This window comes from Streptomyces sp. NBC_00690, assembly GCF_036226685.1.
GTDB lineage: Bacteria > Actinomycetota > Actinomycetes > Streptomycetales > Streptomycetaceae > Streptomyces.
In genome coordinates, this window is record NZ_CP109009.1 from 7,643,742 (window position 1) to 7,658,838 (window position 15,097).

The window sequence follows — 15,097 nt, forward strand, 5'->3', positions numbered from 1 at the left end:
CTGGCACTGATGTCCGACGACAAGAAGCTGCTCGACTACCTCAGGCGCGCCACCGCGGACCTCGGTGACGCCAGGAGGCAGTTGCGGGAGGCCGAGCAGGCCCGGCACGAACCGATCGCGATCGTCTCCATGGCCTGCCGCTATCCCGGCGGGGCCACCTCGCCCGAGTTGTTGTGGGACCTGGTGTCCCGTGGCGCCGACGCGGTCTCCGAGTGGCCGGTCAACCGTGGTTGGGACGTCGAGGCGCTGTACGACCCGGACCCCGACCGCCCCGGCACCTCCTACACCCGGCACGGCGGCTTCCTGCACGAGGCCGCCGAGTTCGACGCGGAGTTCTTCGGGATCTCGCCGCGTGAGGCGTTGGCGATCGACCCGCAGCAGCGGCTGGTGCTGGAGACCGCCTGGGAGGCGGTGGAGCGGGCGGCGATGGATCCCCGCGCCCTGCGTCGCACCAGCACCGGGGTCTTCCTCGGGGCCATCGGCAATGGGTACGGCGCGGGCTCCCGTCACCTTCCCGAGGTTCAGGGCCTGCTGGACACGGGGACCGCGAGCAGCGTGGTCTCCGGACGGATCGCCTACACCCTGGGCCTAGAAGGGCCCGCGGTGACCGTGGACACCGCCTGCTCCTCCTCTCTGGTCGCCTTGCACCTGGCGATCCGGGCCCTGCGGGCTGGCGACTGCTCACTGGCACTGGCCGGCGGAGTCTCGGTGATGGCGACCCCCGACGCGTTCGTGGCGTTCAGCCGCCAGCGTGCGCTGGCGGCTGACGGTCGCTGCAAAGCGTTCGGTGCCGACGCGGATGGCACCGGTTGGTCCGAGGGCGTCGGAGTGCTGCTAATGGAGCGGCTGTCGGACGCTCGTCGCAACGGCCACCGGGTGCTTGCGGTGGTGCGTGGTTCCGCAACGAATCAGGACGGCGCGAGCAACGGTCTGACGGCGCCGAATGGTCCGTCGCAGCAGCGGGTGATCCGGGCGGCGTTGGCGGATGCGGGTTTGGTGGCGTCGGATGTGGATGTGGTGGAGGCGCACGGTACGGGTACGACGTTGGGTGATCCGATCGAAGCACAGGCGCTGTTGGCGACCTACGGCCAGGGACGTACGGGCCAACCTCCGCTGTGGCTGGGATCGTTGAAGTCGAACATCGGCCATACCTCGGCGGCTGCCGGGGTCGGCGGTGTGATCAAGATGGTGTTGGCGATCCAGCACGGCGAACTGCCCCGGACCCTGCACGCAGAGGTACCGACGCCGATGGTGAGCTGGTCGACGGGGGCCGTGGAACTGCTCTCCGAGGCCCGCCCCTGGGACGACACGGGCCGTCCGCGCCGGGCGGGTGTGTCCGCCTTCGGCGTCAGTGGCACCAATGCGCATCTGATCCTTGAAGAGGTCCCGACCGAGGAGGCCGAGCCCCCGATCACCCCGGTACAGCAAGGCGGTTCCCTGCCCTGGGTGTTGTCGGGGCGTTCCGATGAGGCTTTGCGGGATCAGGCGGTGCGGTTGTTGGGGTATTTGGGTGCCGGTTCTGGGTTGGGTTTGGGGGAGGTTGGCTGTGCTTTGGCTACTACGCGTTCGGCTTTTGAGCGTCGGGCGGTGGTGGTGGGGGATGACGTGGATCGGATGCTTGATGGGGTGAGGGCTCTGGCTGCTGGTGGTTCGGCGTCGGGGTTGGTGTGTGGTGGTGGGTTGTCTTCTGGTCGTTCGGTGTTGGTGTTTCCGGGGCAGGGGTCGCAGTGGGTGGGGATGGCTGGGGTGTTGTTGGATGAGTCGGTGGTGTTTGCGTCGCGGATGGCTGAGTGTGAGCGGGTGTTGGGGTCGTTGGTGGGGTGGTCGTTGTCGGGGGTTTTGCGTTCGGGTGGTTCGTTGGGTGGGGTGGAGGTGGTGCAGCCGGTGTTGTGGGCGGTGATGGTGTCGTTGGCGGAGGTGTGGCGGTCGTTTGGTGTGGTGGTGGATGGGGTGGTGGGTCATTCGCAGGGGGAGATTGCGGCTGCGTGTGTGGCGGGTGGTTTGTCGTTGGAGGATGGTGCGCGGGTGGTGGTGTTGCGGAGTCGTGCGGTGGGGGTGTTGGCGGGTCGGGGTGGTATGGCGTCGGTGTCGTTGTCGGTGGGTGTGGTGCGGGGTCGTCTTGTGGGGTGGGGTGGTCGGTTGTCGGTGGCGGCGGTGAATGGTCCGTTGTCGACGGTGGTGTCGGGTGATGTGGATGCGGTGGTGGAGTTGGTGGAGGGGTTGGTTCGTGAGGGGGTGCGGGCGCGTTTGATCGAGGTGGATTACGCCTCGCATTCGGCGCATGTGGAGGAGGTGCGGGAGCAGATCCTCACTGATCTGGCGGGTATCGCTCCGGTGTCGGGTTCGGTGCCGTTCTTTTCGACGGTGACGGGTCGTTGGTTGGATACGGCTTCGTTGGATGCGGAGTACTGGTACCGCAATTTGCGTCAGACGGTGGAGTTCGAGCAGGCGACGCGGGGGTTGTTGGAGGAGGGTTTCCGGTTCTTCATCGAACCCAGCCCGCACCCCGTACTCGGCTTCAGCATCCAGGAGACCGCCGACGCGGCTGCCATCGCCGACTCCGCACAGGGCCCGGCGGTGGCACTGGGGACACTGCGGCGAGGAGAGGGCGGCCTCGACCGCTTTCTGCTGTCGCTGGGCGAAGCCCATGCGAGCGGCCTGTCCCCCGATTGGGACCTGGTGTTCGCCGGACACACATCGGACGGTGTGTCCCTGCCGACCTACCCCTTCCAGCGTCGCCCGTACTGGCTGGAGGACACCGGCACGGCCACGGACAACAGCCTCGGACAGTCCTCCGCGGAGGAGGACTTCTGGCAGGCCCTCGGCGGCGGCGACCTCGACCGATTCACCGCAGCGCTCGGAGTGACCCCCGAAGATCCGCTGAACGTGGTCCTCCCGGCGCTCACGACGTGGCGCACCGAGCGCGGGGAGCGCTCAGCGGTGGACTCCTGGCGCTACCGAGTGACCTGGCGTGCCCTGCCCGAGGGCCCCGCGACCGAACTGACCGGCAGTTGGCTCGTCCTGTCGTCGGCCGGGCAGCCCGCGCACCAGGCACTTCGGTCGGCCGAGACCGTACACGCCCTTGAGCAGGCCGGCGCCACGGTGGTGCAGATACCGCTCACCGAGGCGGACGCCGAGCGCGCGGTGCTGACCGATCGGATCCGCGAAGCCCTGGCCCGACTGCCCGACCCGGTCACCGGGGTGCTATCGCTGCTCGGACTCGACGAGCACGCCCACTCCGTGCACTCCACCGTCCCGTTGGGCACGGCGCTGAACCTGGCGCTGGTGCAGTCCCTCGGAGACGCCGGTGTCGACGCGCCCCTGTGGTGGGCGACCCGGGGTGCGGTGTCGGTCGGAGTCGCCGACGCCGACAGCCCGGTCAGCGCCGCGCAGAACCTGCTCTGGGGCCTCGGCCGAGTGGCCGCGCTGGAGTACCCGCAGCGCTGGGGCGGCCTGGTCGACCTCCCGGAGACCCTCGACGCTGACACCGCGGCGCGCCTGTGCCGTGTGCTGGCCAACAGCGCCGAGGCCGAGGACCAGATAGCCGTACGGGCCACCGCCTGCCACGGCCGACGTCTGGTCAGGTCCGCCCTGGGCGACGCGGCTCCACGTCGGGCCTGGCGGCCGGGAGGCAGCGTACTGATCACCGGTGGCACCGGCGGGATCGGCGCGCAGATCGCGCGCTGGCTGGCCCGACGCGGAGCCGAGCACCTGGTGCTGGTCAGCCGACGCGGCGCGGACGCGCCCGGTGCGCCGGAGCTGTCCGAGGAGTTGGCGGCACTCGGCGCCCAGGTCACCGTGGTCTCCTGCGACGTTGCCGACCTGGACGCCCTGCGCGCCCTGAAGGACGGCCTGGAGCGGGACGGCCATCGCATCAGCACCGTCTTCCACGCCGCAGGGGCCGGGCTGCTGGTGCCGCTGCCCACGACCGACCTCGACGAGTTCGCCGACACCCTCTATGCCAAGGTCGGCGGCGCCAGCAACCTGGACCTGCTGTTCGATCGGGACTCGCTCGACGCATTCGTACTGTTCTCGTCCATCTCCGGAGTGTGGGGCAGCGCCGACCACGGCGCCTACGCCGCCGCGAACGCCTATCTCGACGGCCTCGCCGAGAACCGCAGGAGCCGTGGCCTGGCGGCAACCTCCGTGGTGTGGGGGATCTGGAACCCCGAGGACGGTGCCGGAATGGCGGCCGAACTCGTGGAAGAGACCCTGCGCGGTCACGGAGTCCTGTTCATGCCGCCCGCAGTGGCGATCACCGGGCTCCAGCAAGTGTTGGACCACGACGAGACGGTTGTCCTGGTCGCCGACATCGACTGGGACCGCTTCGCCGCGGTGTTCACCTCCGCACGCCCCAGCCCCCTGATCGCCGAGCTCCCCGAGGTGCGCAGGGCTCTGGCCGCCGAACCGGCCGCCGGCCCCGATGCAACCGCCGGCACGTCATCGGAACTGCGCGATCGGTTGCGCCCGCTCCCGACGGCCGAGCGAGCTCGGGTGCTCGTCGACCTGGTCCGCACCCAGGCAGCCGCCGTCCTCGGCCACGACTCGGCAGACGCGGTCGCTCCGGGTCGTGCCTTTCGCGACCTCGGCTTCGACTCGCTGACGGCCGTGGACATGCGCAACCGGCTCAACACCGCCACCGGGCTGCGACTCCCGGTCACCGTGGTCTTCGACTACTCCTCGGCCTCCGCACTGGCGCGGCACCTGGAGACCGCGCTGCTGGGGGCCGTCGACCAGCCCGCTGCCGCCATACCGCCCCCGCAGGACCTGGCCGCCGCCGACGACGACCCGATCGTGATCGTGTCCATGAGCTGCCGCTACCCCGGCGGTGTGCGCACCCCTGAGGAGCTGTGGAGCCTGGTCGCCGACGGTCGTGACGCGGTCTCCGAACTGCCGTCCGACCGAGGTTGGGATCTGGACGGCCTCTACGACGCGGATCCCGACCGGCCCGGCAAGAGCTATGCCGCCGCGGGCGGATTCGTCCACGACGCCGGCCTGTTCGACGCAGGGTTCTTCGGGATCTCGCCGCGTGAGGCGCTGGCGATGGACCCACAGCAGCGGCTGCTCCTTGAGACGAGTTGGGAGGCGATCGAGCGCGCCGGCATCGACCCCGGGTCCCTGCACGGCACCACCACCGGGATCTTCGCGGGCGCGTCCTACCAGGGTTACGGCGGCACCCTGCGGGATGTTCCAGAGGCGCTGGAGGGCCTGTTCATCGCCGGCATCTCGACCAGCGTCCTGTCCGGGCGGGTCGCCTACCAACTGGGTCTGCAGGGGCCTGCGGTGACCGTGGACACGGCATGCTCCTCATCACTGGTCGCCGTACACCTCGCGGCCCAGTCCCTGCGCTCGGGAGAGTGCGCACTGGCGCTGGCCGGCGGCGCGACGGTGATGGGCACACCTTTGTCGTTCACCGGCTTCAGCCGGCAGCGCGGGCTGGCCGAGGACGGGCGCTGCAAGTCCTTCGCCGCATCCGCGGACGGCTTCGGCATGGCCGAAGGCGTCGGTGTGCTGGTGCTGGAGCGGCTCTCCGACGCCCGCCGCAACGGGCATCCCGTACTGGCGGTGCTGCGCGGCTCGGCGATCAACCAGGACGGTGCGAGCAACGGCCTGACAGCGCCGAGCGGACTGGCCCAACAGCGGGTGATCCGCGGTGCGCTGGCGAACGCGCGGCTGACGGCCGCCGACGTGGACGTGGTCGAGGCGCACGGCACCGGCACCCGACTGGGCGACCCGATCGAGGCCGATGCCGTGCTCGCCACCTATGGCCAGGGCCGGCCGGAGGGCCGGCCGTTGTGGCTGGGGTCGCTGAAGTCCAACATCGGCCACACCCAGGCCGCCGCCGGTGTCGCCGGTGTCATGAAGATGGTGCTGGCGATGGACCAGGGGCTGCTGCCACAGACCCTGCACATCGACCAACCGTCCCCGAACGTCGACTGGACCGCCGGCTCCGTCTCGTTGCTGACCGAGGCCACCGCCTGGCCGGAAACCGGACGTCCACGCCGGGCCGGGGTCTCCTCGTTCGGGCTCAGCGGCACCAACGCCCACGTCATCATCGAGCAGCCGCCCGCCGTACCCGCCGAGTCTGCCGAGTCCGTTGAATCCAGTGAGTCTGCCGAATCGGACACGTCCGTCGCGCCGGCCACCGTCCCATGGGTACTGTCCGGGCGTACCCCCGACGCCCTGAAGGTCCAGGCCGCTCGGCTGCACGAGCATCTGACGGAGCGTTCGGAGATCTCTCCGGCCGATGTCGGCTACTCCCTGGCGACCACCCGAACCGCGTTCGAGCATCGCGCCGTCGTCATCGGCGACGACCGCGCCACCCTGCTGCGCGGACTCGCGGCACTGGCCACCGGAGAACGGGACCCCGGCCTGGTCAGCGGCACCGTCGCCCGGTCCACCAGAACCGTCTTCGTCTTTCCCGGCCAGGGCTCCCAGTGGACCGGCATGGCACAGGAACTGCTCAATGTCGCCCCCGTCTTCGCGGAACGGATCGCCGCCTGCGAACGCGCACTCTCCCCTCACCTCGACTGGTCGCTGCTCGCCGTTCTCAGGGATGAGCCCGGCGCGCCCCCGCTGGACCGGGTGGACGTGGTCCAGCCGGTGCTGTTCGCCGTGATGGTGTCCCTGGCCGAGCTATGGCGTTCCCACGGGGTCGTCCCCGACGCCGTCGTGGGTCACTCGCAGGGGGAGATCGCCGCCGCCTGCGTGGCCGGAGCCCTCTCGCTGGACGACGCCGCGCGGATCGTAGCCCTCCGCAGCCGGGCCCTGCTCGCCCTGACCGGACGCGGCGGCATGCTGTTCGTGCCACAGCCGGCAGAGGCGGTACGGGAAGTGCTCGCAGCCTGGGACGGGGCACTCGACTTCGCCGCCGTCAACGGGTCGACCTCGGTGACGGTCTCCGGTGACCCGGCGGCGCTGGCCGAGCTGGGCGATCAGTACTCCGAGGTGGGCGTGCTGACCTGGCCCGTCCCCGGCGTGGACTTCGCCGGCCACTCGACACAGGTGGAGGAGATCCAGCAGGAACTGCTCACCCTGCTCGCCGGGATCGAACCGCGGACGTCCGACGTCCCGTTCTACTCCACGGTCAGCGGTGGGCTGCTGGACACCGCAGCACTGGACACCGAGTACTGGTACCGCAATCTGCGCCGGCCCGTGGAGTTCGAGCGGGCGATCGGCGCACTGATCGCCGACGGGCACCACACCTTCGTCGAGTGCAGCACCCACCCCGCGCTCACGGTCTGGCTCCAACAGGCCGTCGAGGCGGCCGAGGTCGGTGACGGAGCCGTCGTCGGGACCCTGCGCCGCGACGAAGGCGGCCCCGCCCGCTTCCTCGCCGCGCTGGCAGAACTACAGGTGCATGGCCTCCCAGTGGACTGGGAGACGGTCTTCGCCGGATCCGGTGCACGGAAGCGCCCCCTGCCCACCTACGCCTTCCAGCGGCAGCAGTACTGGCTGGACACCAGCACCCCGGACCGGCCCGCCGATCTCGTGACCCGTGCCGACACGGCCGACGCCGGGTTCTGGGAAGCGGTGGACCACGGTGACCTGGACGCCCTCGCCACCACCCTGAGCGTCGAAGACGGTGAACTACGGGCCTCCCTCGCCTCCCTCGTCCCCACCCTGTCGGACTGGCTGCGCGGACGGCGCGGCAGCACGACCGCCGACGGCTGGCGCTACCGGGTCGCCTGGAAGCCCCTGCCGACGCCCGGGCAGCCCGGGCTCCGCGGAACCTGGCTGGTCGTGGCGCCGACCGGCACGGCCGCCGACCCGACCGTCACCTTCGTCCTCGACTCCCTGCGCGCGCACGGGGCCGCACCCGTCCTGATCGAGGCGGGCCCGGACACAGTCGACCGGGCCGTGTTCGGTGAGCTGTTGCACGATGTCCAGGGCCGGACCGGCGAGGCACCTGCCGGCGTGGTGTCCCTGCTCGCCCTGGCCGAGGAACCCCACAGCACGGATTCAGCGCTTCCGCTCGGCCTTGCGCTGACGGTCGCGCTGCTCCAGGCACTGGGCGACCTCGGCGCCGACTCCCCGCTCTGGTGCGCCACCAAGGGCGCTGTGTCGGTCGGCCGCTCCGACCGGATCGACAGCACGCTCCAGGCGCTGGTCTGGGGCCTCGGCGGAGTCGCCGGAGTCGAGTACCCGCAGCGCTGGGCGGGACTGGTGGACCTTCCGCAGCGGCTCGACGACCGGGCCGGAGCCCGACTGGCCGAGGCGCTGGCAGGTCTCGACGGAGAAGACCAGTTGGCGGTACGGGCCTCCGGCGTCTTCGGCCGCAGGCTCGTCCACGCCGGGCTCGGCGACACGCCCCCGGTCCGCGGCTGGACGCCCGAAGGCACGGTCCTGATCACCGGTGGAACCGGCGGCCTCGGCGCTCAGATCGCCCGACGGCTCGCCCGCACCGGCACCGCTCACCTGCTGCTGACGAGCCGTCGAGGCACCCTGACACCCGGAGCGGACGCACTGCTGGCCGAACTGCGCGAACTCGGGGCCGAGGCCACCGTTGCGGCCTGTGATGTCGCGGACCGGGACCAACTGGCGGAACTGCTCGCCGGCATCCCGGCCGAACGCCCGCTGCGCGCCGTACTGCACGCCGCGGGAGTCCTGGACGACGGAGTGATCGACTCGATCACGCCCGAGCGCGCGGCCGGAGTCCTGCGACCCAAACTGGATGGCGCCCACAATCTCGACGCCCTCACCCGTGAACTCGACCTGAGCGCCTTCGTACTGTTCTCCTCGCTGGCCGGGACGCTCGGTGGCACCGGACAGGGGAGCTACGCCGCCGCCAACGCCTACCTGGACGCCCTGGCCCGGCGGCGCCGCGACCTCGGTCTGCCGGGCACTTCGGTGGCCTGGGGCCTCTGGGGCGGCGAGAGCCTCGCCTCGGGAGCGGTCGCCGAACGTCTGGTCCGCAACGGCCTCCCGGCCATGGACCCCGAACTGGCGACGGCCGCACTCCAGCAGGCACTCGACCACGACGACACGGCGGTGCTGATCGCGGACTTCGCCTGGGACCGCTTCACCCGGGCGTTCACCGCGCTCCGGCCCAGCGCAGCCATCGGGGACCTGCCGGAAGTGCGGGAGGTGCTCGCGGCAGCACGACCGGCCCGCGACACAGGCGGCGCGGAGCCGCCGGCCCTGCGGTTGGCCGGGCTGCCCCCGGCAGAACGGGACCGGGCGCTGCTGGAACTGGTCCGGGTCGAAGTCGCCGCGGTGCTCGGCCACGCGGGACCCGAATCGGTCGAACCCGACCAGGTGTTCAAGGACATCGGGTTCGACTCGCTGACCGCCGTCGAGCTGCGCAACAGGCTCGCCGAGGCCACCGGGCTACGGCTGTCCGTGACCCTGGCCTTCGACTATCCCACCGCGACGGTGCTGGCCGGCCATCTCCGCACCGAACTGCTGGGAGCCTCCGTCGCTGCGACGGACTCCGCCCCGGAACAGCCACCGGTGACGGCCGCCGTCGTGGACGACGACGCAATCGCCGTGGTCGCGATGAGCTGCCGCTACCCCGGTGGCATCAGCACTCCCGAAGAACTGTGGGAACTGATCGCCACCGGACAGGACGCGATCTCCGGCTTCCCCACCGGACGCGGCTGGGACCTGGAGGGCCTCTACGACCCCGACCCCGAGCAGGTCGGCAGCACCTATGCGCAGGAGGGCGGCTTCCTGCACGAGGCCGACCGCTTCGACCCGGCCTTCTTCGGGATCTCACCGCGCGAAGCGCTGACCATCGATCCCCAACAGCGGCTGCTGCTCGAACTCTCCTGGGAGGCTTTCGAGCGCGCAGGCATCGACCCGCTGTCGCTCAAGGGCAGTCAGAGCGGCGTCTTCGTCGGCTGCAGCCACCACGATTACGGATCGCGGGTCACCGAGCCCTCCGAGGAGTTCGAGGGATACCTCGGCATCGGCAGTGCGGGCAGCGTGGCGTCCGGGCGGATCTCCTACAGCCTCGGTCTGGAAGGACCCGCGGTGACCGTGGACACGGCGTGCTCCTCGTCGCTGGTCGCGGTGCACTTGGCGGCGCAGTCGCTGCGGGCGGGGGAGTGCTCGCTCGCACTCGCCGGCGGAGTGACCGTGATGTCGACGCCGGGGGCGTTCGTCGAGTTCAGCAGGCAGCGGGTCCTCGCCGAGAACGGGCGCTGCAAGCCCTTCGCAGCCGCCGCCGACGGCACCTCGTGGGCCGAGGGCGCAGGGTTGCTGGTCCTCGAACGGCTCTCCGACGCCCGGCGCAACGGACATCCGGTGCTCGCCCTCGTACGTGGCTCGGCGGTCAACCAGGACGGTGCCAGCAACGGACTGACCGCACCTAATGGGCCTTCACAGCAACGGGTGATCCGGGCGGCGCTCGCCAACGCGGGGCTGGCGGCGTCCGATGTGGACGCGGTGGAGGCGCACGGCACCGGGACCAAGCTGGGCGATCCGATCGAGGCACAGGCACTGCTGGCCACCTACGGGCAGGAGCGCGTGGCGGACCGGCCGTTGTGGCTGGGGTCGTTGAAGTCGAACATCGGACACAGTCAGGCCGCCGCCGGGGTGGCCGGGATCATCAAGATGGTGCAGGCGATGCGGCACGGGGCGCTGCCCCGCACCCTGCACATCGACGAGCCGACCCCCTACGTGGACTGGTCGGCCGGCGCGGTACGGCTGCTCACCGAGGACACCCCGTGGCCGGAGACCGGCCGCCCCCGGCGGGCCGCGGTGTCGTCGTTCGGCGTCAGCGGCACCAATGCCCACACCATCCTGGAACAGCCCACCGACCCAGGCCCGGACCTGGCCGCCCCCCGCAAGGTCCTCGCGCCCGCCGCGGGGCCCGCCGAGCCGGCGTCTGCCCTACCGTGGCTGCTGTCCGCCCGGAGCGCGGACGCCCTACGGGACCAGGCGGGCCAACTGCTCCGCCACCTGGAGCGGAACCCGCAATTCGACGCCGCCGACCTCGGGTACTCGCTGGCGCTGAACCGCAGTGCCTTCGAGTACCGGGCCGCCGTCACCGGCACGGACCGGGAAACCCTGCTGCACGGGCTCACCGCCCTCGCTTCGGCCGAGCCGGCCGCGGATCTGGTGCAGGGCAACACCGGAGTGGCCGGGAAGACCGCCTTCCTCTTCCCCGGTCAAGGTAGCCAGCGATCCGGCATGGGCGCGGAGCTGTATGCGCGTTTCCCGGTCTTCGCCGACGCCTTCGACGCGGTCTGCGCGGAGCTCGACCCCCTGTTGGACCGCCCGCTGCGCGAGGTGATCGACGCGGCCCCCGGCCATCCCGACCACGGCCTGCTGGACCTCACCGGGTACACCCAGCCGGCCCTGTTCGCTCTCGGTGTCGCGCTGTTCCGACTGGTCGAGCACTGGGGTGTGCGTCCCGACTACCTCCTCGGCCACTCGGTGGGGGAGTTGGCCGCAGCCCATGTCGCCGGAGTGTTCTCGCTGCCCGACGCCGCCGCCCTGGTCGCCGCGAGAGGACGGCTGATGCAGGCACTGCCGGCCGGAGGCGCGATGTTCGCCCTCGCAGCCCCGGAGGAGGAAGTGTTGCCGCTGCTGGAGGGCCGGGAGAGCGCCGTCGGGCTGGCAGCCGTCAACGGTCCGGCCTCGACCGTGATCTCCGGCGACGGGACGGCGGTGGCCGAACTCGCCGCCGTACTCGCCGCACGTGGGCGCAAGACCCGTCAACTGAGGGTTAGCCACGCCTTCCACTCACCCCTGATGGAACCGATGCTCGCCGAGTTCCGCAAGGTCGCGGCAGAGATCGACATGGGCGAAGCCACCGTCCCGATCATCTCCGACCTGACCGGGGAGCCCGCCACGGCCGAGCAACTCGGCTCACCGGACTACTGGGTCGAACACGTACGCGGCACGGTGCGCTTCCAGGACGGGGTACGCCACCTGGAACGCGAGGGCGTCACCGCGTTCCTGGAACTCGGACCCGACGGAGCGCTCACCAGCATGGGCCAGGACTGCCTGATGAGCGGTGCTGATCTCACCGGCCCCACCGATCTCACTGACGGCGCCGCGCTGGTGCCGCTGCTGCGCAAGGACCGGCCCGAGGCCCCCACGGCGACCACCGCCCTGGCCCGGTTGCACGTCCACGGCGTCCCCGTGGACTGGAAGTCCGTCCACTCCGACAGCGGAGCCGACTCCACCGAACTGCCGACCTACCCCTTCCAGCGCCAGAGCTACTGGCTGGAGGGCAACTCCGCCACAGCCGATCTACCCTCGGCCGGACTGCTGAGGGCCGACCACCCCCTGCTCGGCGCCGGATCGGAACTGGCCGACTCCGACGGCTTCCTGTTCACCGGCCGGCTCTCGATCCGCAGCCACCCGTGGCTGGCCGACCACGGGGTCTTCGAAGGCGTACTGTTCCCGGCCACCGCCTTCCTGGAACTCGCGGTCCGCGCGGGCGACGAGGTCGGCTGCGGCCAGGTCGAGGAACTCACCCTGGAGGCACCGTTGGTGCTCCCCGCGAGCGGAGCGGTCGCACTCCAGCTCACGGTCGGAGCCCCCGACGGCTCCGGCGCCCGCACACTGAGCGTCCACGCCAGGTCGGATGAATCCGGACCCGACGCGCCCTGGACCCGACACGCAAGCGGTCTGCTGACCCCCGGCGACGAGCCCGATCCCGCCGACCCTGCCGACCTTGCGCAATGGCCGCCGGACGGAGCCGTCCCGCTCGATGTGGAAGGGCTCTACCAACGCTTCGAGGAGGGCGGATTCGCCTACGGCCCCGCGTTCCAGGGGCTGCGGGCGGCCTGGCGGCTCGGCGACGAGGTCTTCGCAGCGGCGAGCCTGCCGCAGCAACAGCAGTCGGACGCGGCCAGGTTCGGCCTGCATCCGGCCCTCCTGGACTCCGCACTGCACTCGTTGGTGTTCGACGTGCTCCAAGGTCCCGCCAAGGGCTGGCTCCCGTTCTCCTGGAACGGGGTGCGGCTGCACGCCTCGGGCGCGTCTGAACTCAGGCTGCGGCTGACCCCGTCCGGCCGCGACGCCGTCGCGGTGCTGGCGACCGACAGCACCGGACAACTGGTGGCCTCGGCGCGGTCCCTCGTGCTCCGACCGGTCTCGGCCGATCAGTTCAAGGCCGAGCGGACCGGGCACCACGAGGAGCTGTACCGTCCCGAGTGGCACGCTCTCCCCGAGCGCGCCGGGACGGCGGTGGGCAGCGGCCTCGGCCCGGAGTCCTGGACCGTCCTCGGCACCCGGACGCCCTGGTGGTTCGATTCCCCGACGTCCCCGGGCCGGACCGTGCAGAACCTCGCCACACTGGCGGGACAGATCGACGCGGGCACACCACCACCCCGACTCGTGCTGGCGGCCTGCCCGCCCGCCACGGCTTCGACCGAGCCCCCCGGAGACCTTCGCGAAGCGGTGCACGGCGGCGTCGGCGCCGTCCTCGGTCTGCTGCGCGACTGGCTGGCGGACGAGCGCCTCGCCGGTTCCCGATTGGTGCTGGTGACCTCGGGCGCGGTCCCCGTGGTCGCAGACGACGCCCCTGACCCGGCACTGGCAGCGGTGTGGGGACTGGTCCGCTCGGCACAGACGGAGAACCCCGACCGCTTTGTCCTGCTCGACCTGGACACGCACGACGCCTCGCCCGCAGCGCTCGCCGAGGCCCTCGCCTCCGGGGAACCCCAGCTCGCGATCAGGGCAGGTGAGGTGCACATCGCCCGGCTGGCCCGAGTGCCGCTGTCCGCCACCGAGCGCAAGCCCGGCTGGGACGCGCGAGGAACCGTCCTGATCACCGGCGGTACGGGTGCCATCGGCGCGCAGGTGGCCCGTCATCTGGCCGCCGAACACGGTGTCAGGCATCTGCTGCTGACCAGCCGCAGCGGTCCCCAGGCCGAAGGGGCGGCGGAACTCCTCGCCGACCTCGCCGCGCTGGGCGCGGAGGCGGAGATCGCCGTCTGTGACGCGGCCGACCGCGATGCGCTCGCGGCCCTCCTGGCCGATCTCCCCTCCGAGCACCCGCTGACCGCAGTGGTGCACGCCGCGGGAGTCCTGGCCGACGGCGTGGTCGCCACCATGACGCCCGACCAACTCGATGTGGTGCTGCACCCCAAGGTGGACGCGGCGGTCAATCTGCACGAGCTGACCGCCGACCTGGACCTCGCCGAGTTCGTCCTGTTCTCGTCCATCGCCGGTGTCTTCGGCGGCATGGGCCAGGGCAACTACGCCGCCGCCAACGCCTTCCTTGACGCACTCGCCCACCAGCGCCGGGCCCGCGGTCTGGCCGGTCGCTCCCTCGCCTGGGGACTGTGGGCGAACCGGACCGGAATGACCGGCGGCCTCACCAAGGCCGACCTGCAACGGATCGCCAGGGGCGGGATCGTCGCCTTCACCCCGGCGGAGGGGCTCGCGCTGTTCGACGCGGCCGGGACGTTGGACGAGGCAGTCGTCCTCCCACTGCGGCTGGACACGGCGGCGGTGCGGGCCCAGGCCGCCACCGGCGGGGTTCCGGCGCTGCTGCGCGGCCTGGTGCGCCCCGCAGCCCGGCGCGGTACGGCAGGCCGGGGCACCGACTCCGGACCGGACCAGGCAGGGGCGCTGAAGCAGCGGCTCGGATCGCTCAACGGGGCACAGCGCGACCGGGTGCTGCTCGACCTCGTCCGCTCCCACGCCTCGATGGTGCTCGGCCACAGCGGGCCCGCCGCGGTCGAGCCGGGACGCGGTCTGCTGGAGATCGGCTTCGACTCGCTGACCGCGGTGGAGCTGCGGAACCGACTCCGCGCCGCCACCGGACTCCAACTCCCGGCGACCCTGCTCTTCGACTATCCGACCTCGGCCGCGATCGCCGGACACCTGTCCGCCGAGATGGTCCCCGAACCCGGGTCCGACCCAGTGCCGGGACTCGCCGAACTGGATCAGTTGGAACTCGCCATCGGAGGCGGCATCAGCGACGGCGCGGCACGCGACCAGTTGGCGGGCCGGCTCCAGGAACTCCTGGGACGCCTCGATCCGACAGCAGGCGCGACCGACGGCGCCGAAGCGGAAGGCGACGGGATCGAGGAGCGCATGGACGGCGCGACCGACGACGAGATCTTCGACTTCATCGACAACGAACTCGGCATGTCATGACGCCGACCCAGGCATGCGAACCAAGGTGGCG

General features: G+C 71.4%; 1 protein-coding gene. It reads left to right on the plus strand.

The window, feature by feature from the left end; genetic code table 11:
• The first annotated feature begins 9 nt into the window (after positions 1 to 9).
• Complete coding sequence (locus OID54_RS33070; protein WP_329025624.1) at positions 10 to 15,066, plus strand: type I polyketide synthase; 15,057 nt, start codon at positions 10 to 12, stop codon at positions 15,064 to 15,066.
• Positions 15,067 to 15,097: the final 31 nt, after the last annotated feature.

Excerpts from the sequence above, each read along its gene's own strand:
- OID54_RS33070 (WP_329025624.1), top strand. The coding sequence starts at position 10 with ATGTCCGACGACAAGAAGCTGCTCGACTACCTCAGGCGCGCCACCGCG.